Source organism: Pseudochelatococcus sp. G4_1912, assembly GCF_047501465.1.
Classification (GTDB): domain Bacteria; phylum Pseudomonadota; class Alphaproteobacteria; order Rhizobiales; family Beijerinckiaceae; genus Pseudochelatococcus.
Window position 1 is genome coordinate 1161399 of sequence record NZ_JAZDRL010000002.1, and the last position, 20143, is coordinate 1181541.

General features: G+C 49.8%; 16 protein-coding genes, 1 tRNA gene and 1 pseudogene. 14 read left to right on the forward strand and 4 right to left on the reverse strand.

What is annotated here, in order from left to right; genetic code table 11:
• Window positions 1-14: 14 nt before the first annotated feature.
• Window positions 15-1013 carry a tyrosine-type recombinase/integrase gene (locus tag VRZ32_RS12575; RefSeq protein ID WP_414526065.1) on the reverse strand — a complete coding sequence of 333 codons (999 nt, stop codon included), beginning with the start codon at window positions 1011-1013 and terminating at the stop codon, window positions 15-17.
• Between the two features lie 270 nt (window positions 1014-1283).
• Here VRZ32_RS12575 and VRZ32_RS12580 point away from each other — a divergent pair.
• From VRZ32_RS12580 to VRZ32_RS12610, 7 genes and pseudogenes are all read left to right on the forward strand, one after another.
• A pseudogene (locus VRZ32_RS12580) lies at window positions 1284-2414 on the forward strand (IS3 family transposase).
• A 34-nt stretch (window positions 2415-2448) separates the two neighbouring features.
• A complete protein-coding gene (locus VRZ32_RS12585) occupies window positions 2449-2694 on the forward strand; it encodes a lysozyme (protein WP_414526066.1) in 246 nt (81 codons plus the stop codon).
• Window positions 2695-2799: 105 nt separating this feature from the next.
• Complete coding sequence (locus VRZ32_RS12590; RefSeq protein WP_414526067.1) at window positions 2800-2964, forward strand: hypothetical protein; 165 nt, start codon at window positions 2800-2802, stop codon at window positions 2962-2964.
• Entirely contained in the window at window positions 2957-3202 is a 246-nt protein-coding gene (locus VRZ32_RS12595) for a hypothetical protein (RefSeq protein WP_414526068.1), read from the forward strand. The genes VRZ32_RS12590 and VRZ32_RS12595 overlap by 8 nt, the downstream gene beginning before the upstream one ends.
• A 99-nt stretch (window positions 3203-3301) precedes the next feature.
• Entirely contained in the window at window positions 3302-3535 is a 234-nt protein-coding gene (locus tag VRZ32_RS12600; protein WP_414526069.1) for a hypothetical protein, read from the forward strand.
• Between the two features lie 227 nt (window positions 3536-3762).
• Window positions 3763-4050, forward strand: a complete 288-nt coding sequence (locus VRZ32_RS12605) for a hypothetical protein (RefSeq protein WP_414526070.1) — start codon at window positions 3763-3765, stop codon at window positions 4048-4050.
• A gap of 787 nt (window positions 4051-4837) precedes the next feature.
• Window positions 4838-6370: a hypothetical protein gene (locus VRZ32_RS12610; protein WP_414526071.1), complete on the forward strand. Its 1533-nt coding sequence runs from the start codon at window positions 4838-4840 to the stop codon at window positions 6368-6370.
• A gap of 226 nt (window positions 6371-6596) precedes the next feature.
• Here the strand turns inward: VRZ32_RS12610 and VRZ32_RS12615 are convergent, their stop codons facing one another.
• Window positions 6597-6737, reverse strand: coding sequence for an integrase core domain-containing protein (locus VRZ32_RS12615; RefSeq protein ID WP_414526210.1), 141 nt, complete (start codon window positions 6735-6737; stop codon window positions 6597-6599).
• 618 nt (window positions 6738-7355) lie between these two features.
• Window positions 7356-7431, reverse strand: a tRNA-Ile gene (locus VRZ32_RS12620).
• Window positions 7432-7947: 516 nt separating this feature from the next.
• On the opposite strand from VRZ32_RS12620, the gene VRZ32_RS12625 reads away from it, so the two are divergent.
• The 5 genes from VRZ32_RS12625 (at window position 7948) to VRZ32_RS12645 (ending at window position 14000) form a co-directional block, all read left to right on the forward strand.
• Window positions 7948-9483: an ABC transporter ATP-binding protein gene (locus tag VRZ32_RS12625; protein ID WP_414526072.1), complete on the forward strand. Its 1536-nt coding sequence runs from the start codon at window positions 7948-7950 to the stop codon at window positions 9481-9483.
• The gene (locus VRZ32_RS12630; RefSeq protein WP_414526073.1) at window positions 9473-10555 is read left to right on the forward strand and encodes an ABC transporter permease; all 1083 of its coding nucleotides are present in this window, start codon (window positions 9473-9475) and stop codon (window positions 10553-10555) included. Before VRZ32_RS12625 ends, VRZ32_RS12630 begins: the two co-directional genes overlap by 11 nt.
• Window positions 10555-11478, forward strand: coding sequence for an ABC transporter permease (locus VRZ32_RS12635; protein WP_414526211.1), 924 nt, complete (start codon window positions 10555-10557; stop codon window positions 11476-11478). Before VRZ32_RS12630 ends, VRZ32_RS12635 begins: the two co-directional genes overlap by 1 nt.
• Window positions 11479-11747: 269 nt before the next feature.
• A complete protein-coding gene (locus VRZ32_RS12640) occupies window positions 11748-12827 on the forward strand; it encodes a BMP family ABC transporter substrate-binding protein (protein WP_414526212.1) in 1080 nt (359 codons plus the stop codon).
• 192 nt (window positions 12828-13019) lie between these two features.
• On the forward strand, window positions 13020-14000 hold the full coding sequence (locus tag VRZ32_RS12645) for a hypothetical protein (RefSeq protein ID WP_414526074.1): 981 nt from the start codon (window positions 13020-13022) through the stop codon (window positions 13998-14000).
• Window positions 14001-14064: 64 nt separating this feature from the next.
• Here the strand turns inward: VRZ32_RS12645 and VRZ32_RS12650 are convergent, their stop codons facing one another.
• Window positions 14065-16776: a bifunctional acetate--CoA ligase family protein/GNAT family N-acetyltransferase gene (locus VRZ32_RS12650; RefSeq protein WP_414526075.1), complete on the reverse strand. Its 2712-nt coding sequence runs from the start codon at window positions 16774-16776 to the stop codon at window positions 14065-14067.
• Window positions 16777-17137: 361 nt separating this feature from the next.
• Here VRZ32_RS12650 and VRZ32_RS12655 point away from each other — a divergent pair, with 361 nt between their 5' ends.
• Window positions 17138-17926 (forward strand): SIMPL domain-containing protein, encoded by a 789-nt coding sequence (locus VRZ32_RS12655; protein WP_414526076.1) that lies wholly within the window; start codon window positions 17138-17140, stop codon window positions 17924-17926.
• Window positions 17927-18280: 354 nt separating this feature from the next.
• Entirely contained in the window at window positions 18281-20140 is a 1860-nt protein-coding gene (ilvD, locus tag VRZ32_RS12660; RefSeq protein WP_414526077.1) for a dihydroxy-acid dehydratase, read from the forward strand.
• Window positions 20141-20143: the final 3 nt, after the last annotated feature.

A 20143-nucleotide genomic window follows, 5' to 3' on the forward strand; every position in this document is an offset into this window, starting at 1 on the left:
AAGGTGCGGGTAATTCACGCAGAGGTATGGTCTGGCAGGACTGTTTCTTCGGTTCCCGTGAATTTATCCATTGCCTTCGCAGCCATAACACGCTGACGTGCTGACTTCGTATAGCGATCAATCTCCTTTGTTGTATGGCCGGTAATAGCCATGATCTCACGATCTGTGCAGCCCAATTCAGCAAGCCTTGATGCCGCTGCCTTACTCCAGCCATGAGCCCGTCCGGGGACGCCTGCTTCAATGCACTGATCTCGAAACCAATTACCAAAACCATTGGCAGTAAATGGCTTCCCTTGCTGTGTCGTCAACCAGGCTGTACCCGTGCATGGTGTTGAATCGATGATCCTTTGCAAAGCCGGAATGATGGGTAATGATAGTGTGATCGGATTCCGGTTGCGGTTTTTGAACTGGGTAAAATGTAGCCACCCATCCTTTACCATTGCCGGACCAAAAGACACGATATCTGAACGGCGTTGTCCAGTGTAAAGCATTAGAGCCAAGGCTAAACGAGGCTTAGAGCCAATCGGATGTTGCGCTTCGAATTGCTCAACTTCTTCGATTGTCCAGGCATGGTGGCCATCTCCTTCTTGACGAAAATACTTTACATCGCGAGCGGGATTGATCTTCAGGCTCGGATAGGCAGCTTCCAGGCCAAATGAAAACAAGCGACGTAATGCTTTCAATATGCCGTTAGCTGCACCTGGTCTATCAGCGTGTTCATCGCGAATAGCCCTAACATGCCGAGGTTCCATCATAGCAACGGGACGCTCACCATATGGGGGCTTGTTCCGCGATATATCAGCACCCGCTTCACACAGTTTGTCGAGCACTAACCGCCTGACATACTGAGTGCGAGTGTCGAGTTCGCGCTTAAATTCAGCTGATTTGTAATACATTACAACCAAATCTCTCAGTGTCCCGCCTTTAGGGGGTAGAGTTCGATTATTCCGATTGGTGATAATCGGTATAATGCCTTTTGAGACATTGCTGTATTCCGCAACAAATTCGGCCAATCCGAATTCAGCCCGCAGGCGGACACGCTTGCCCTTGCCTTCGCGGTAGTAGTAGCAAATTTTGTCATGGCGGTTTTTCCCTTAATCAAGTTCTTGAATTCCATAGAATCACCATTCAGTCCCACGGATTCTCAGTTTCGGAACCGCCATTAGGGAATGCTTCGAAAAAAATATCTGGTTTTCCCCCTGAAAAGTGATCCTTCTTGAAGTATGGCTATTGAGCCGAGGAAGTATATTGAAATGGCAGGGAAAAGAGACAAGGCATAAGAGATCGTCACGAAGCTGCGTCAGGTTGACGTGCTGAATGCGCAGGGAAAATCGATGGCGGAGGTGATCCGGTCGATAGGCGTGACGGAAGTTACATACTACCGGTGGCGGTCTGAATACGGCGGTTTGAAGGGCGACCAGGTCAAGCGGCTGAAAGAACTGGAAGCAGAGAATACCCGGCTCCGGCGTGCGGTTTCCGATCTCATGCTGGACAAGATGATTTTGGCGGAGGCCGCCAAGGGAAACTTCTAAGCCCCGCCCGCCGCCGCGCCTGCGTGGATCATGTCATCGAGGAACTGGGCGTGCCCGAGAGACGGGCCTGCCGGGTTTTCGGGCAGCATCGTTCGATGCAGCGCAAGATCGCCAAGACCCCGGATGATGAAGCGGAATTGACCGCCGACATCACGGCGCTCGCTTTCCAGTATGGCCGCTATGGCTATCGCCGCATCACTGCCGATGCTGCACCAGGCTGGCTGGATCGTGAACGTCAAGCGGGTCGAACGCATCTGGCGGCGGGAGGGGCTGAAGGTGCCGCACAGGCAACCCAAACGCGGTCGGCTGTGGTTGAACGACAGCTCGTGTGTCCGGCTTCGACCGGAATGCCCCAATCATGTCTGGTCCTACGACTTCGTCGAGGATCGCACACACAATGGCAGGAAAATCCGCATGCTCAATGTTATCGACGAGTTCACCCGCGAATGCATTGCCATCAGGGTCGAGAGAAAGCTGAAGGCCGTCGATGTCATCGACGTGCTTTCCGACCTGTTCATCCTGCGCGGCGTCCCGGCGCATATTCGTTCTGACAACGGCCCGGAGTTCATCGCCAAGGCATTACGGGAGTGGATCGCGGCGGTGGGAGCCAGGACGGCCTACATCATGCCGGGCAGTCCGTGGGAAAACGGCTATTGCGAGAGCTTCAATTCGAAGCTCCGAGACGAACTGCTCAACGGTGAAATCTTCTACACGCTCAAGCAGGAAAAGATCATCATCGAAAACTGGCGACGTCACTATAACACCGTGCGGCCCCACTCATCGCTGGGCTACAAGCCACCATCCCCCGAAACAACCACTTGGCCTCGCCAGAACGGAACGGCTTCAACACCAGCGGTGGCCAGCAGGCCAAGCATGCACTAACATTCCAACCGGATCACCCCATGGGGGAAGACCAATGCAGATCACGCAAGCGCAAGCTGACAAGTTGCTGATGGATGACCTTGCCCGATTTGAGCGCGCCGTTGATCAAGGCGTGAAGGTTCCGCTCACGGATAACCAGTTTGGTGCATTGGTGTCGGTCGCCTTCAATGTTGGCGTAGCTGCATTCGAGAAGTTCGCGCTGCTGCGAACGCTTAACGTGGGTGATTATAATTCAGTGCCGTCCGAGCACGCGCGCTGGGTCAATGCGGGGGGCAGGTGATTACAAGGGCTGCTGAATCGTCGCGCCGCTGAAGCCGGCCTTTGGGTAACAGGTGTATTCGTTTCTTCTGTTCCTGTTGTTGCTGCGCCTTTGAAGCCCCCACTTGTGGCAGGCGAGAACTTGGCTGCTGTTGGTAGCGTGCTGTCATCGGTTGCTGTTGCATCAAGCTCTTCTGGCCTATTGCAATGGGCATTGGCTGCAGTTTTGGTGGCCACTGTTGGGGCAGGGCTATATTTCCTGGCGCGTCGCTACATGGAGGCACGTGCATAATGACCGCTATTGCCACCATTTGGGCCGTTCTTTCATCGTGGGTTGGCTTGGTTGCGATGTCGCTATTGGCGTGTGGCATATCGCAACCAATCAGACTGAAGAACGCTGCGATGCTGTCACTGTTCGCGCTGAACTGGCCATTGTGCAGGTTGATCTGGTGGTTGCCTATAAGGCTGAGAACAAAGCCAATAAGCGGGCTGAAAGCCTTTCCATTACAGCCAAATTCAATCCTACATGAGTCTATCTATTCAAATGAATTGATATTTTGCTACATTTTGCTAAGATTGTTTTGCTCAAGTGTTATTTTTTATCCATATTTTTTATTAAAGAGATAGAAATGGTAGATACGTCACATTTCCGGACCACTTCGTCGCAGATGTTAGAGCCTGATGCTTATTCTCCTCAGTCCAATAGTGAGGAGGTTCCCGTGTTTTCTGTGCCCGCTCCCGTGGCGGGGGCGTTGATCGTAAATGCTGCAAGTGCTCCTGAGGGGCTGGATTCTAGAGTACTCAATAGCCTCTTGCCTGAAACGCGTATTGGCGACCATCCGAGGACCTCCGTACTGCAGTGATCAATGGCTTCTCCGCTACATCGCCTGAGGCGCATGATGCTGTCTTTCTCAACGAAATCAAGGGGTTAACGCGGGGTATTTTCATGTTATAAGGATCAACAGTTTATCGCCTACAGCGCTACAACTGTTTGGTGCTAACGTGTTCAACGGTCTCTTGGATAAAGAGCTTGGTGCGCTTGAAGGCCAACTATTGATGGCATTGCCCGATGCTGAATTTGATAAGCTGGATGACCGTGTTTTCAAAAACATGGGGGGATGAAGGCTTCTTACTAGGTGCATTGCTAAGCTTCATTGATCTTCAACCCAATATCAGCATGTTTGAAGCTAATACTAATTACAATGGAAAGATCAAGACAGCTTCCGACCGTATGGAGCTTAGATATAATTCCAGGCAAATGGAATACGATCTCCCAGATATCACACTTGATGCTATAAAGGCTCTCGAAAACGGCATGTATGCACCTGTTGAAAGGATGAAAGCGATTGCGGAAAAGATGGCTCCTGATAAAAAATAACCTAGGCTTAAATATAACTCCTATCGACTCTGTTCAGCGCAACCCGGATCATCTGGGTTGCTCCCCTAATATGAACATTGGCTCCTGATTAGCTAAAAGGAACTTGGCTTTTGATAAGGGCGCCGCTCATGAGCGCCGCTTTTACCGTCGCTCATCTGGCCTCTATTCATGCAGCCTCCATAACCGCATAAGTGAACCGCCTTGGGGTTTCGAGCAGGTCGAGAATATGGAGATTGGCCGATTTGATGCATACCTCGCAGGCTAGAGGCTTTTGGATTTATAATTTCACACTCCATTAGCTAGCCTCATTATTTACTCTGCCTGTTCTGGTGGCTTGCTTTCGCTTTCGTCCATTCAATTATTGGTTGGCTCAGTGAACTATCAGAGAATTTTCCTATGATGAAGGAATGTGCGGGAAACCCAATTTAATCGTCTCGACATCGCTATGCAGGGCCAATCGAACGGCTTGTTATTAATATGCATGGTGACAATTATCATCTGATGCCCGAAGTGCCATTGGAATTTGTTCATCAAGTGAGCTAAATTGAATTAGCTTAATAGAATATAATGCTGAAACAGCTCGTTTATAAATGGAGAATCATACATATGAATAATACATCCTGTAGTATAGACCTGAATTCTATGGAGTGCCGGTTTATATTTATTGTTTCTTGAATAAAGAAGAATGCCTTTCTGATTAAGAACTGACATCTTAAGTATCTGGCAGAATAAGTAAAATTATTTTGTTATTTTAAGCATTCGAAGGCTATAAATCGAGAGTAACTCTATGAGTAATGTATCAAAATATAATAAGTTATCAAATGTTACTTCCAATGATGAAACGTGTTCCCGTGAGGTGCGCAGTCCTAAGGGGGGATTTGTATCATGCGCTTGCGTTCAGGCAGAAAAATCAATTCTCCAGAATACCCCTTCTTATATCAGTGGTAGTGTTTCACAAAATAATACTCTTGCAGTAGAGTTATTATCTGTAAGTAGTGCAAGTCATGTCTCTAAACAGTATGAAGAGAAGAATGCGATCATTATTCCTGATGCCGGCAGTATCAGCTTGTGCTCGGAGGCTGATCAGGATGCATCATGCTCATTTAACAAATCGCTTCTTTCTAGACCAGAAACCCCAAAGCGGACATCCCAAACAGTATGCTTGTTGCCGATGACACCGCTGCAGAAAAGCTATTCCGATACGCCTAGCTCCAAAAAGAAAGCTAAAGGTGAAGAAAACCCTGATATCATTAATAAAAGTGATATTGATGCAGATGATATTTACAGCTTCAATGATTGCATCAATGATCTTAACAAGCATCCTGAGGGGAATGATGCTCTTAGGATTGATAAATTATCATCCAAGTTGCGTGGGCATTTTAGTGTATTACCAAGAAAAATAATAGATATTTATAATGAATTCAATAAGATGGCGGCAGAAATTTTAGCTGAGAATTCTTATAATGGAATTCAAATGTTTTTTGTTGAACGGAAAGAGGGAAAGCATAAAAATGGAAAGCCCAAAATCAGTTATAAAATAATCAAAAATCCAGAACTTGAAATATATATAGACCAAAATGATTTTGTTTATTCTAATAAATGTAAGGAATTAGAGAAAAAAATTAAAAATTACGAGGAAAAGATTAGCAAGTCCCAAAGTGAAATTCGGGTGGAAGCTAAGCAGGAGCGAGCTGGTGTTAAAAATACTGGATTAGATGAAATTTTCCAAACTTCAGAAACTATTGAGTTTTTTTATCGATCCGCGGGTGTCATTAAAGGAGTAAAATCTTTTTCTGAAGACAGTAATGGTATGAAATATACTTGGTTAGATTGCCAAAAAGATTTTCGTTTGCCTACAGGTGTTGTTATATTTACCAATGGCGCGGGGCATAGTGGGGCTTTATTTTCTAAAGAAGGGTATAAGGGATTATTGACAAAGGGGCAGGATTCTTTCCACCGTGAACGCAATGCTGTAATTCTAAAAAGTAAAAATCCTTTTGGCGCGATAATAAGAGCTTTGAAATATATGAGATTTGGAAATATTATAGAAAAAGATAAGACTAGAGATAAATCTATAAGGATGCCAAGCACAGATGAGTTTTTAAAGGGGGGTATGTATGAATCTCCCACATATAATACGTCTGGTTATGATTATTTTAATCTAGAGAACCGCAAGAATAATGTTAAACAGAAAATTACCAGTGTGCGTAATGGAACACGAGATATCCATAAAGTAATTTTCCCGCTTGCACAACAAAATGGAGATACTATGTCTCACTATTCTCAAAATACAGATTATTCTTTTCTTCATGAACCCTAAAGGCATTTGATCCTATAAATTCGGGATTGAGGCCTTTATCAAGCTCAAGATCCTGAATTCATAAATTTGACCAGAGACCCAAGTTTCCTTCAACATTTCAAAGAAGCTTGGGGCTTTAATCTCGCCTCAAGTGGCGTGTTATTCTGTAGCCATTTTCATGTCGGATTTGGCGGGCATGACGTTCTCTTAACGATGAGTGAGGACTTTGCTTATTGCAATCCTCCCTCTATGTAGCGATCTCAACCTGGGGATGAGTCAGTGACAAAAACGATGTTTCGTAAAGGCACTTGTCGCGGAAGATATCGTTGAAGCTTTCCACGAAGTTGTTTTGCCTCGGCTGTTCTGGCGCTACGTAGTGCCATTCAATGCAGGTCTACCGGCACCCTTGGAGGGTTGCCATTAAGGTCATTGGTGCCGTTGGGCTATGATAGTATCGAGTTTTCGTATCATACGCAGACCCGATAGAGATGCGTCGACGACAGGTGCCAGACATTCACTCGCGAATTGAGGTTCCACTGTTCGGTTGCCTGTGACGGCCATGTTTTGGTCGTCTCGTTCCCGGAGCCCGCTTGCGGCCATCAGATTTATGAACGGCGAGCTTTTCTTCCCGGCAGAGTCGCCGCATCTTTTCCAGATACATGGATGCAGCGATAACCGAAGCGATGGTACTTTGGCGCAATGCGCCTCGTGGATTCTCGAATGAGCACATCATCGGGCCGAGCGATGCAGTATCCCACGCTCAACCAATCCACCACTAAGATTGCACATGCTCTACCCTGGATCACGTCGTGCTCTTTGCAGATATGGTTTACCGCATCCCGCCGTTCGCGCGGAGAAATGAGAATCAAGGTGCTTTGACTGTATCTGGCAGCCAGCTATAGAGGGGAAATCAGGAACAAAGGAGTATCCAACCTAATTTAAAGGCGGTTGAAGAGTTGGATGCTTATTTAAAAAACGCAATTAAATCAATGACATAGAATGTCTATGGTGGGCCAGGAGGGACTCGAACCCCCAACCAGACCGTTATGAGCGGTCGGCTCTAACCATTGAGCTACTGGCCCTTAATGAATAGCGAGAGAAAAATATCAACTCACTGTTTCATAGATATGCAACTATGGGTACATCAATCTTAGCTGAGAAGTGCATGCACATTTCAGCTTCATAATGCAAGCCACATAGTATCAAAACTCCGCATTTGCGTGAGCTTAAGTGTGCTATTAAGCTAAAATATCAACATAAATAGCAACACGATCATTTTTTGTCATAATGTCAGCCTAGCCGCAAGGCTGTTGACAAGCTTTTGGTGAAGCGCTCCTCAAAGGCCCAGTTTTCTCAGAGATTTTGCGCTATCCCTCATGAGGTCGCATTCATGACTCCGCTTTCTGGATTTTTTATGATAAGGAGCCAGCACGTTACCCTTCCTGTGCAGTTTGCGTCAACAATGGTCGTCATCATGACGATGTCATTGGGGGCGGATTAGTCATTTCGTAAGGGCCGCTTTAGTCGTACTTGTTTGCAAGCTCATAGTTAAACAAACCGCCTTTGTTTCCGTTGCAGCTCAGGGATATTTCGCCTCAATGCCTGTTGCCACACCACGCCTTTCACTCGATGGGGTAACCAAGCGGTTTGGCGCGGTCGCGGCAAACAACGGGGTTTCATTTTCTGTCGATCCTGGCGAAATACATGCTCTTGTCGGTGAAAATGGCGCAGGTAAAAGTACGCTCGTTAAAATTATTTATGGTCTGCTTAAGCCAGATGCAGGAACGATTCGCTGGAATGGTGATCTCATCACACCGGCCGATCCACGTGCCGCACGGCATCTCGGTATTGGTATGGTGTTTCAGCATTTCTCGTTATTCGATGCATTCACCGTTGCCGAGAACATTGCTCTTGGACTCGATGAAGTAACAGATAGGCGATCGTTATCAGCGCGCATCGCCTCTATCTCCGCAAGCTATGGTTTGCCGCTGGATCCGGATCGCATCGTGGGAACGCTGTCCATGGGGGAGCGTCAGCGCGTTGAGATTGTGCGATGCTTGCTGCAAAATCCGCAATTGCTTGTAATGGATGAACCTACTTCAGTGCTCACGCCGCAGGAAGCAGAGGCGTTATTTGCAACCCTTCGGAGATTGGCTGCAGAGGGCTGTTCTATTCTTTACATCAGCCATAAGCTGGATGAAATCCGCACCCTTTGCCAGCGCGCAACTGTGATGCGTGGCGGACAAGTCGTTGCATCATGTAGACCAGCTGAAGAGACCGCACGCTCGATGGCTGAAATGATGATTGGCGCGCAGTTGCGCACGGTCAAGCGTGTGGCGCATACACCGCAGGAAGGCGTATCGCCCCGGCTGACTGTCCGCGGATTGAGCCGCCCCGCTGGGGGGGCTTTTGGCGTTGCATTACATGATATCAGCTTCTCAGTCGCACCTGGTGAGATTTTGGGCGTTGCCGGTGTTGCAGGCAATGGTCAAAGCGAGTTAATTGAAGCGCTTGCGGGTGAATGGCGCGCTTTAGATGCCAATATGATTGCTGTCGATGGCTTGGCTGTTGCTAATTGTGGGCCTGATGCGCGTCGACGTGTGGGTTTTTTGACCTTGCCAGAGGAGCGCAATGGTCACGCAGCGGTTCCGGGCATGAGTCTTGTTGCGAACACCTTGCTATCAGCTCGTAAGCGTCTGGGCCTTTCGCGATGGGGCGTGTTGCGTCGTGGTGCTACAAAACGTTTCGCGCAAAAGATCGTCAAAGCTTTTGATGTGCGCACTTTTGGCGTTGAAGTTCCGGCTTCCAGCCTTTCTGGCGGTAACCTACAGAAATTTGTTGTTGGACGTGAGGTTCTGCAAAAGCCTTCCATTTTCGTTGTAGCACAACCCACCTGGGGGGTTGATGCAGGAGCTGCTGCGGCAATTCACGCAGCTCTCGGAGAGCTGGCGCGGGAAGGTGCTGCGATTGTGATTGTGTCGCAGGATCTTGATGAGCTGCTGTCGCTGACTGATCGGATAGCGGTTATCAGCGAAGGCCGTTTGTCGCGCACATTGGAAACGGCGCAGGTTACGGTGGATGAAATCGGCCTGTTAATGGGTGGGGCTGACGGGAGCACACGTGATGCCGCTTAAATTTGAACGTCGATCCAATAAGAAATGGCAGCTTTATGCCGCTCCCGTATTTGCAGTATTGATGACGGTTGCTACAGGATTTGCGCTGTTTTGGGCGCTTGGGCTGGAGCCAATGGCTACGCTCTATCAATTCCTTATCGCCCCGCTATTAACATTCCAGAATGTAACTGAGCTTGGTGTGAAAGGCGCACCTTTAGCGCTGATCGCAACCGGGCTTGCTATTGGCTTTCGCGCAAATGTTTGGAATATCGGCGCTGAAGGACAGCTGACGTTGGGAGCGATTGCTGCAGGTGGGGTCGCACTCGCTTTTTGGAATGAATCCGCATGGTGGATTCTGCCTCTTATGATTGCAGCATCTATAGTGGGGGGCATGGTGTGGGCATCCATTCCAGCGTTCCTCAAAACGCGTTTTGGCGTCAATGAAATCCTTACCAGTCTGATGCTGACATATGTTGCCATGCTAATTCTTCAGATGCTGGTGTTTGGGCCATGGAAAGATCCGGATGGCTTTAATTATCCGCAGACGCGCCTGTTTTCCGAGGCAGAATTGCTACCAATCATCATTGAGGGAACACGCTTGCATATTGGAGCGCCCGTTGCTCTTTTTGTGGCGCTCATTGCATGGTTTCTTATGAAGCGTACTGTGATTGGCTTTCAGATTGCTGTTGTAGGTGATGCGCCCCAGGCGGCGCGCTTTGCTGGTTTTAATGCACGACAGATGACGTGGCTGGCTTTTCTGATCGGTGGTGGCGCTGCAGGGATGGCGGGTGCCTTCGAAGCAGCGGGGCCGATTGGGCAGCTGGTTCCTGTGCTTACCCCAGGCTACGGTTTTACAGCGATTATTGTTGCGTTTCTTGGCAGATTAAATCCGCTTGGCATTGTTGTGGCAGCTCTTTTGATGGCGCTCACCTATATCGGTGGTGAGAATGCCCAAATTACAGCTGGGCTGCCGCAACCTGCAGTTGGTGTATTTCAAGGGTTGTTGCTGTTTTATCTGCTGGCGGCAGATGGTTTATTGCAGTTTCGGATACGGCTCGTTGCGCCGGTGACCCGCTCAGGAGCGGTATCATGATGGAGCTTGCTATCGCTATCATGGTAGCTGTGATCAGTGCCGCGACGCCGTTGTTGCTGGCTGCAACCGGTGAGCTGGTTGTTGAGCGTGCGGGTGTGCTTAACCTTGGCATCGAAGGTATGATGCTGATGGGGGCAATGGCCGGGTTTGCCGCAATGTTTTTGAGCGGTTCGCATATTGCCGGATTGGCTGCAGCCATTATTGCTGGCGTGCTTATGGCATCTGTATTTGCTTTCCTTACGTTGACTCTGTCCGCCAACCAGGTGGCATCAGGCTTGGCGCTAACCATTTTCGGTATTGGTTTATCTGCCTTGATTGGTAGCGCATATGTTGGGCAGCCGGTGACTGCGTTACCGAAGTTAAATGTTGTCGGCCTTACAGATCTACCTGTGCTTGGACCGCTTCTTTTCAGCCATGATGGGTTGGTTTACTTCTCGATGGTGATGATACCTGCGGTGTGGTGGTTCCTTAACCGCAGCCGCGCTGGGTTGAAGCTTCGGGCTGTTGGCGAATCTGCTGAGGCTGCGCATGCGTTAGGGCACCCAGTCATTGCAATACGTTATGCCGCAACCTTGTTTGGTGGAGCAATGGCTGGTCTGGCCGGGGCTTTTCTATCGTTATCTTATACACCTATGTGGGCTGTTGGCATGACAGCTGGCCGTGGTTGGATTGCGCTGGCATTGGTGGTTTTTGCGGCGTGGAAGCCTTGGCGGCTTCTTATAGGCGCTTACCTGTTCGGAGGCGTCGGAATTTTCCAGCTGCATGTACAAGGCGCCTGGGGACTTCCGTCTGAGCTGTTCTCAATGCTACCCTACGTGGCAACCATCGTTGTGCTCACGATCATCTCAATTAGTTCGACACGCCAAAAAAATGGTGGTGGGACGCCAGCCGCTTTAGGTAAACCTTTTCGCGCATCTATTTAATAACGTAGCATCATTTATGCCTGCTAAGGTGCTTATGGTCGGGGATTGCTTGTATTATTATTCTGAGCATCCCCTGATCGGTTCCAATAATTTCCTCTTGCTAAAAAAACCAAAGGCTTATTATAGCAATCCGATATGACAAAAAAGTCGTATCATGCGTTTTTTCATACAAACGTCTCGCAAAATTGTATATGCATCATGGCACATGGTCCACGCTTCCTGAGGGAACCCAGATGTCTGAAAAGATGCCTTTAACATCGCGCTCTACGATGGCTCTGCCTTTATCGCGCCGCTCATTGATTGTTGGCGCGGGGGCTGCGGCTGCAACTTTGGCGGGTGCGCGAGCCAGCTTTGCGGCAGACCCACTCAAAATTGGTTTTGTTTATATTGGCCCTGTTGGTGACCACGGCTATAGCTATTCCCATGATCAAGGGCGCAAAGCGGTCGAAGCAGAGTTCGGTGACAAGGTTAAGGTCACTTTCGTCGAAAACGTCAACGATGGCCCGGATTCTGAACGTGTTATTCGCCAGCTGGCGGCGGCAGGTAATGATCTGATTTTTTCAACATCATTTGGATTTATGCAGCCGACCATTCGAGTCGCTCGCCAATTTCCAAAAACGAAATTTGAGCACGCTACAGGTTATATGAGAGCCAACAATGTTGGTACCTATAATGGCCGTTTCTATGAGGGACGTGCGGTGCTTGGCACCATTGCCGGCCTTGTTTCGAAAACCGGCGTTGTAGGTTATGTCGCATCATTCCCAATTCCGGAAGTGATCATGGGTATCAATGCGTTTACCCTGGCTGCTCAGAAGGTGCGCCCTGATATTAAGGTCAAGGTTATCTGGCTGAATTCGTGGTACGATCCAGGTAAGGAAGCAGATGCAGCCAAGGCGCTGATCGATGGTGGGGCAGATATTATTGCCCAGCATGTCGATAGCCCGGCTGCGATGCAGGTGGCTGAGGCAAGGGGTGCTTTTGCATTCGGCCAGGCCAACGATATGATCCGCTTTGCGCCCAAAGCGCATCTTACAGCAATCGTTTATGATTGGGCGCCTTATTACATTGAACGTGTGAAGCGCGTATTGGATGGCACGTGGGCATCTGATGATACGTGGTGGGGGCTGAAGCAAGGGCTAATCAAGATAGCGCCTTATAATCCTGCGCTGTCTGAGGATGTGCGTAAGCAGGCCGATACGGTGAAGGATGCGATTGCTAATGGCACGTTGCATCCATTCACTGGTCCCATCAAGGACCAGAAAGGTGCGGTGCGCGTTCCTGCTGGCGAGACAATGAGTGACGCTGATCTGCTGAAGATTGATTGGTTGGTGGAAGGCGTTCAAAGCTGAGTTAAGCAAATAGATCAGTAAACTATATGGCTCCGATTGAATGCTTTCATCTAATCGGGGCCATTTTATTGTTTGAGGAAGCTCTGAGAATTTATCAGGTGGTTAAAAAGGCTCCCTGTGGGGAGCGTTAAGATAAATCTTATTTTTATAGAGTAATAATTGAGTGTCGATTTCTTGTGAAGGTTTATTTTAATGTCGATGCCAAATTCAATCATGTCTGATCGTAAATATTTCATCGGGAATTGTTCTTTGATCCTTTTTGTTGATGAAGTATTTCGGATTGATGGGTGTCTGGCAAATGTAAATTATGATCGCGATATACTAAGAAGTTTTAGCGATGATTCTTATTTTCACCTTTTAAGAAAAAATTATTTTGGTAACTTACTTCACTTCGATATCATCCCGCCTGATGAAATTAAGGGAGCTACATGGTTTGTTAATGGTACGGAACTTGCGTATCTGAAGGCAGATTTGAAGCTCTTAATGGCAGAACGGCTTAAAAAAAGACTTGGAGCAGTATATTGCGAGTTTGAAGAACGGATGAGAAGCGAAACCCTTATAATGGGCGGGGGAACCATAACTGTTAAGGATTTGCGCCATCTTCGCACGCTTGCGCACAATTTAGCTTATGTAGCTGATATTGCGACTGCTATTGACAGTTTCATTATGCGCAGAACAGATATTTTAAGCAGCGAAGCAACCAATTGTAAGGTTTCAGCGCCCGTGTTGGCGTCTTCAATGAGCACGGTAGTGCAAACATGCGCTGCTGAAAATGGCCTATGTGAAACGTGTGCAGAACAGGAATTCAAGGCTGCATTTGGCGCAGATATAAAGGCTATTCTTAATACTTGCCCCAAAGAATATAGTGAAGGAATTATTGTAAAACTGGAGCGCGCGGCACCTGAAATTAAAACGATGATTCATCGTTTCAGGACAATGAATGACACTTCAGCTAATAATGCAGAAAACCAGTCTGACCAAACAAGTTTGAGAAAAAATAGCTCAAGCTTTACTCCTGCTTTTGCATCAACCTCAGATGCGGATTTCAACGATTATATTGCGTCTGATGGTGTATATAATAATGCTCAACAACCATCGCTGTTTTATCGTTTTTTTTGTTGCTTCTTCTCGGAAGATAAAAATGTAGATTTAAACGAAGGATTGATTAACTAAGCGATAAACCTATCGGCATGGCTACTCTATCTGAAAAATTGGGGGCCCGCATTGTCTTTAGATGCTAACTTACCTCAAGCCGTACAAGTCGCACACCAATATCATCTGGATCGGGACGTGAAGTGAAGCCAAGTTGGGCGCACATTGCGAGCATCATCGTGTTTTCACGCAGCACCTGTCCCTCAATTGCTTTTAGTCCTTCGGCCTTGGCGTATTCTATGATTGAGCTCATCAGAAGCCAGCCAAGTCCTTTTCCGCGCATGTCGGTGCGCGTCATGATGCCATATTCACCAATATCGTAACTGGCATCAGCATGAAGACGTACGGCGCCTAGCATGTCGCCGGTTGCTTCATCAATTGCTACAAAAGCCATGGCACGACCATAATCGAGTTGGGTCAGTCGTGCGATAAAAGTGTGGCTGAAATCCTTGATAGGGGTAAAGAAGCGCAGTCTTAGATCATCCGGCGTCACCCGCGTGAAAAACGTGCGGAACATCTCTTCATCTTCGGGCCGTACTGGCCGAAGCAAAATTGGTGTGCCCTCGGAGAGAACGACACTGCGCTCCCACTCCTGCGGATAGGGGCGGATCGCAAAGCGAGGATGCCCCGATGGCCCCTTCGTCTTTGCAGAGAAAGTTGCGACCTTCACACGGCCATCAACGGCAATTACGCCGGTATGATCCGCAAGGAGAGGATTGATATCAAGCTCACGCACTTCGGGCAGATCAGCTGCTAGTTGTGCGAGTTTGACCAGCGTCAACGCCACAGCGCTTTCGTCGGCGGCAGGTACATCGCCGTAGGCCTTGAGGCGGCGCGAGACGCGGGTGCGCGCAATTAAATCTTCGGCCAGCCGCAGATCCAGTGGTGGTAGGGCCAGTGCCTTATCGTTGATGACTTCCACCGCAGTGCCGCCACGTCCAAATACGATAATCGGCCCGAATGTCGGATCATCAGTAATACCGGCGATTAATTCGCGCGTTTTGGGGCGCACCATCATTGGGTGAATGGTAATGCCTGTAATGCAAGCATCCGGGCGAAGGCGGGCGGCGCGTTCCAGAATATCGGTTGCAGCTTCGCGCACAGCTTGCGCACTTGCAAGATTAAGGCGCACGCCACCGATTTCGGATTTATGGATGATATCCGGTGAGAGAATTTTTACGGCTACAGGTAGCCCCTGTGCCAGGAAATGCTCGGCTGCTAGCGCAGCTTCTTCTGCGTTGTGTGCCAGTCGTAGCGGTGTGATCGGGATTTGATAGGCATCGAATAAGCGCACGACCTCTAGCGGATCGAGCCACGTGCGCCCTGATGCAAGTGCACCTTGAACGACAGCACGCGCAGCTTCAATATCAGGTTGGAAGTCAGCGGGCAGGCTGGGAGGTGTTTCCATCAGTTGCGCCAGAGCTTCACGGTAACGCACAAGATGCGTGAATCCGCGCACGGCATCTGCTTCATTCGCGTAATTGGGGATATGCGCTGCATCGAACAGGCGTGCTGCTTCTCCACCGTCGCCATACCATACGGTGAGCACAGGTTTGCTGGTATGACGTTGTCGGCGATAGTTCGCAGTTGTTTCGATAACCGCACGTGCTACATCTGCGGATGATGCTGAGCCTAGAGGCACATTCAGTACGAGTACGCCATCGTTGGAGTTATCATTGAGCACATGTTGTAACGCTATGGCGTAGCGTGCTGCGTCAGAATCTCCACCAAGATCGATAGGATTTGAGCGCGACCATCCATGAGGGAGCGCGCGATCCAGCATCCCTAACGTTGAGGGAGAGAGCGATGCCAAAATCCCGCCGAAGTCAATCAAGCGATCAACTGTTAACGTTGCAATGCCGCCGCCATTTGTCACAATGGCCAGACGCTTTCCTGGAAATGGGCGAACGCGCCCCAATGTCTCGGCGGCAGAGAAAAGCTCGTCCAGATCTATAACGCGAAGCAGACCGGCACGTCGAAAGGCGGCTCCATAAACGGCATCAGAAGTTGCGAGTGATGCTGTGTGGGTATCATGTACATGTTGATGGAGTTTATGACGGCCTGACTTGATTACCACCACCGGCTTGGCACGTGCGGCAAGACGGGCGGCTGACATAAACTTGCGGGCATCCTGTACCGATTCAACATAGAGCAGAATGGCGCGCGTGTGACGGTCGAGCGCGAAGTAATCCAGTAGATCGCCGAAGTCGACATCGATCTGATCGCCGATACTGGCAACGGCTGAAAAACCAACAGCATTCTGGCGGGCCCACTCGATGACACCTGCCGCAAGCGCTCCGGATTGGCTAATGAGCGCAAGATCGCCCGTTTGCGGTGTGCTACCTGTATAGCTGGCATTTAGCTTTGCATGAGGGGCAATCAGGCCGATGCTATTGGGGCCTATCAGACGCAGGCTATAACGCCGGGCGGCTATCTTAACCTGATGCAGCAGGGATGACTTATCCGCTTGTGGGCTAATATCCAATCCTTCTGCAACAATCACTGCGCCGCTGATACCCTTCGCCCCGACCTGCTTCACATTGGCAAGAACGTTATTTCGGGAAGAGGCAATGATCGCAAGATCAGGCTTGAAAGATAGCTCATCTAGTGACTTTACGCATTCAAAGCCGGAAAGAACTTGTGATTTTTGCGAGCTTACCAAGCCAAGAGCGCCGGGAAATCCGCCCTGTATGAGGTTGGAAGCAATCTTCCCAATCAGGTCCTGATTGGATGCTGCATCCGCAATAATCACGACGGAACGAGGAGCGAAGAGACGTTCTAGGCGGAAAGTGCTCATCGTAGTTCCGTAAATTGGCGCGACACTGTTGGTTCAGGATCGAGCGATAGGCAATGGGGGCATTATAGTTGAACAGCCCAATCAAAGCTATGGTTTGAATGGAGATGGATTTAGTAAGCTCAGAAATCATATGGAACCATTCCTACGCAACAGCGCGCATGCATCCATGACTTATGGATGTTCGCGATTGTTGGTATCGGTTTAACTGGGCTTGCGCTTATGCCTCATGGATGCCCTATTACCATTGAGAATGGTGCCGTTGGCCTGAACGTATTGCCGTGATGAAGCGGCTTAGGTTATGCGTTCTGGTCGGGCAACCAGCATTTGATAACGCATATGAAAATGCGGGAAGGATGAGTTGATGATGTTCACTGCGAATTTGAGCCGGAATCTGAAATCGAACCGCCGTGCTGCGATTGCTGCTCTTGTGGGAGGGGCGCTGATCGGCGTAGTGGCATTGCCGCTTGCAGCGCGCGCTCAAACTGGCGTGGATAATCGTGAATCACCAAGAATTATCACGGTGACGGGGGAGGGCGTTGTTCAGGCGACGCCGGATATTGCGAGCGTACTCGTGGGTGTGGTAACGCAAGCCAAAACAGCACGCGATGCTGTTAGCGAGAATACAACGGCAACCAGTGCAGTAATTGAGGCATTTCAAAAGGCTTCCATTGAGCCACGCGACTTGGCCACGAGCGGTTTCTCGGTACAGCCGCGCTATATCTATCCCAAGAATGGAAGCGATGAAGCGCCGCGGATTGATGGTTACGAAGTGCGCAACACGCTCACCATTCGGGTGCGGGATCTGACCAGGCTAGGAAGCATTCTTGATACAGCCATTAATACGGGTTCAAACCAGATTGGCGGCATTAGTTTTGATGTAGCCGACGATACGGCCTTGCTGGATAAAGCACGCGGACAGGCGATTGAAGATGCGCGGCGGAAAGCGGAAATATTCGCCAAAGCTGCAGGAGTGAATTTAGGCCGGGTGATTGCTATTGATGGCGGAAATTTTGGACGCCCACAGCCGCGCGGTATGATGTTGCAGGCCGCGCGTGCAGACGCATTTTCCGCCAAGGCAGCCGTACCAGTTGAAGCGGGTGAGCAGGAGTTTCGCGCGTCTGTATCCGTGACATGGGAGCTGGCGGACTAGGATACGCTAATCTTCACATTATGGTAGTCGATAAATGGAGGCTCTCGGTGTGTCCAAAGCTCATGGACTAGATCCACTTCGCTTTGGTTATCGAAAGCCACCATTTTCGTCACGTCTTGATGTGAATTGATGCACCCTTAAGCCTTTTTGATCGACCAGGGTAATGTATGGTCGTTTTTCAGGTGGATTGCTTATTCCGTAAGGCATCACGAAAAGACGCATGACAGGCTTGTTATCCTGCGCGGTTTTCGCCACTTCTAAAATGATATAAACAGTGTAGCGTAGTGCGTTGGCTTTTTTATCATGCTGGCGTCTTATACCAGTTCTGCTATTCGCATGTTTTAAGGGGTTGTGATGCCAGCTTATCGTTCCCGAACCACCACGCACGGTCGCAACATGGCGGGCGCGCGCGGACTGTGGCGTGCAACGGGTATGAAGGATAGCGATTTCGGTAAGCCGATTATTGCCGTCGTCAATTCCTTCACCCAGTTTGTGCCGGGGCATGTGCATCTGAAAGATCTTGGCCAGCTTGTTGCGCGGGAGATTGAGCAGGCAGGCGGCGTTGCCAAGGAATTCAACACCATTGCTGTTGATGATGGTATCGCCATGGGGCATGACGGCATGCTTTATAGCTTGCCATCGCGTGAGATCATTGCGGATTCTGTCGAGTACATGGTCAACGCCCATTGCGCTGATGCAATGGTGTGCATCTCAAATTGCGACAAGATCACGCCCGGCATGTTGATGGCTGCACTTCGGCTCAATATACCGGTTGTATTCGTTTCTGGCGGGCCGATGGAAGCAGGCAAGGTTGTGCTCAGCGGCAAAACCAAGTCGCTCGATCTGGTTGATGCAATGGTGGCCGCAGCCGATGACAGCATATCGGATGAGGACGTGCAGGCAATTGAGCGCTCGGCTTGCCCGACATGCGGCTCATGCTCCGGCATGTTTACCGCTAATTCCATGAACTGTCTCACCGAAGCGCTGGGGCTTTCGCTACCGGGCAATGGTTCAACGTTGGCAACGCATGCCGATCGTAAGCGGTTGTTTGTTGAGGCGGGGCATTTGATCGTCGATCTCGCGCGCCGTTATTACGAACAAGATGACGAGACGGTGTTGCCACGCTCCATCGCCAAGTTTGAGGCATTCGAGAATGCAATGGCGCTCGATATCTCGATGGGCGGTTCCACAAATACAGTGCTGCATTTGCTTGCGGCTGCTCATGAGGCGGGCGTTGATTTCACCATGGCTGATATCGACAGGCTATCGCGCAAGGTGCCGGTGTTATGCAAGGTCGCGCCCGCGATTAGCGATGTCCATATGGAAGATGTCCATCGTGCCGGTGGCATCATTTCCATTCTGGGTGAGCTGGAGCGCGCTGGGCTGCTGGATAGTAGCTTGCCGACAGTCCATAGTCCTACGCTCGGAAATGCAATCGACCGTTGGGATATCACCCGGACCAATAGCGAGTCCGTTACCAGTTTTTACAAAGCCGCGCCCGGAGGCGTGCCGACGCAAGTTGCCTTCAGCCAGGCCGCGCGTTGGGAGGAACTCGATACTGATCGCGAAAAAGGCGTTATCCGCAGTGCTGAACATGCGTTCTCCAAGGATGGCGGTCTTGCAGTGCTCTATGGCAATTTGGCGGAAGAGGGCTGCATTGTAAAAACAGCGGGTGTGGATGAGGGCATTCTCGTGTTCTCTGGCCCTGCGCGGATTTTCGAGAGCCAGGATGCAGCTGTCGATGCCATTTTGCGCGGGCGGATTAACAAGGGCGATATCGTGCTGATCCGCTATGAGGGGCCGCGTGGTGGCCCCGGCATGCAGGAGATGCTCTATCCTACGAGTTACCTGAAGTCGAAGGGGCTGGGCAAGGCTTGCGCTCTTGTGACGGATGGTCGTTTTTCTGGTGGTTCGTCGGGGCTTTCAATTGGCCATATCTCTCCAGAAGCTGCAGAGGGCGGTACAATCGGGTTGGTGGAAGAGGGCGATATCATCGAGATCGATATACCCAACCGGCGCATTCATCTCGCGGTGGTCGATGCCGAGATTGCCCGTCGGCGTGCAGACATGGAAGCGCGGGGCGATGAAGCATGGCAGCCGGCGCCTAGACAGCGCAAGATTACGACAGCACTCAGGGCCTATGCAGCGATGACGACTTCAGCAGCACGTGGCGCGGTGCGTGATGTCGAAGGCGCTCTGGCGCGGCGTAAGTAAGTG

Excerpts from the sequence above, each read along its gene's own strand:
- VRZ32_RS12625 (WP_414526072.1), top strand. The coding sequence starts at position 7,948 with ATGCCTGTTGCCACACCACGCCTTTCACTCGATGGGGTAACCAAGCGG.
- ilvD (WP_414526077.1), top strand. The coding sequence starts at position 18,281 with ATGCCAGCTTATCGTTCCCGAACCACCACGCACGGTCGCAACATGGCG.
- VRZ32_RS12610 (WP_414526071.1), top strand. The coding sequence starts at position 4,838 with ATGAGTAATGTATCAAAATATAATAAGTTATCAAATGTTACTTCCAAT.
- VRZ32_RS12635 (WP_414526211.1), top strand. The coding sequence starts at position 10,555 with ATGGAGCTTGCTATCGCTATCATGGTAGCTGTGATCAGTGCCGCGACG.
- VRZ32_RS12645 (WP_414526074.1), top strand. The coding sequence starts at position 13,020 with ATGTCGATGCCAAATTCAATCATGTCTGATCGTAAATATTTCATCGGG.
- VRZ32_RS12585 (WP_414526066.1), top strand. The coding sequence starts at position 2,449 with ATGCAGATCACGCAAGCGCAAGCTGACAAGTTGCTGATGGATGACCTT.
- VRZ32_RS12655 (WP_414526076.1), top strand. The coding sequence starts at position 17,138 with ATGATGTTCACTGCGAATTTGAGCCGGAATCTGAAATCGAACCGCCGT.
- VRZ32_RS12650 (WP_414526075.1), bottom strand. The coding sequence starts at position 16,776 with ATGAGCACTTTCCGCCTAGAACGTCTCTTCGCTCCTCGTTCCGTCGTG.
- VRZ32_RS12640 (WP_414526212.1), top strand. The coding sequence starts at position 11,748 with ATGGCTCTGCCTTTATCGCGCCGCTCATTGATTGTTGGCGCGGGGGCT.
- VRZ32_RS12630 (WP_414526073.1), top strand. The coding sequence starts at position 9,473 with ATGCCGCTTAAATTTGAACGTCGATCCAATAAGAAATGGCAGCTTTAT.
- VRZ32_RS12600 (WP_414526069.1), top strand. The coding sequence starts at position 3,302 with ATGGTAGATACGTCACATTTCCGGACCACTTCGTCGCAGATGTTAGAG.
- VRZ32_RS12605 (WP_414526070.1), top strand. The coding sequence starts at position 3,763 with ATGACCGTGTTTTCAAAAACATGGGGGGATGAAGGCTTCTTACTAGGT.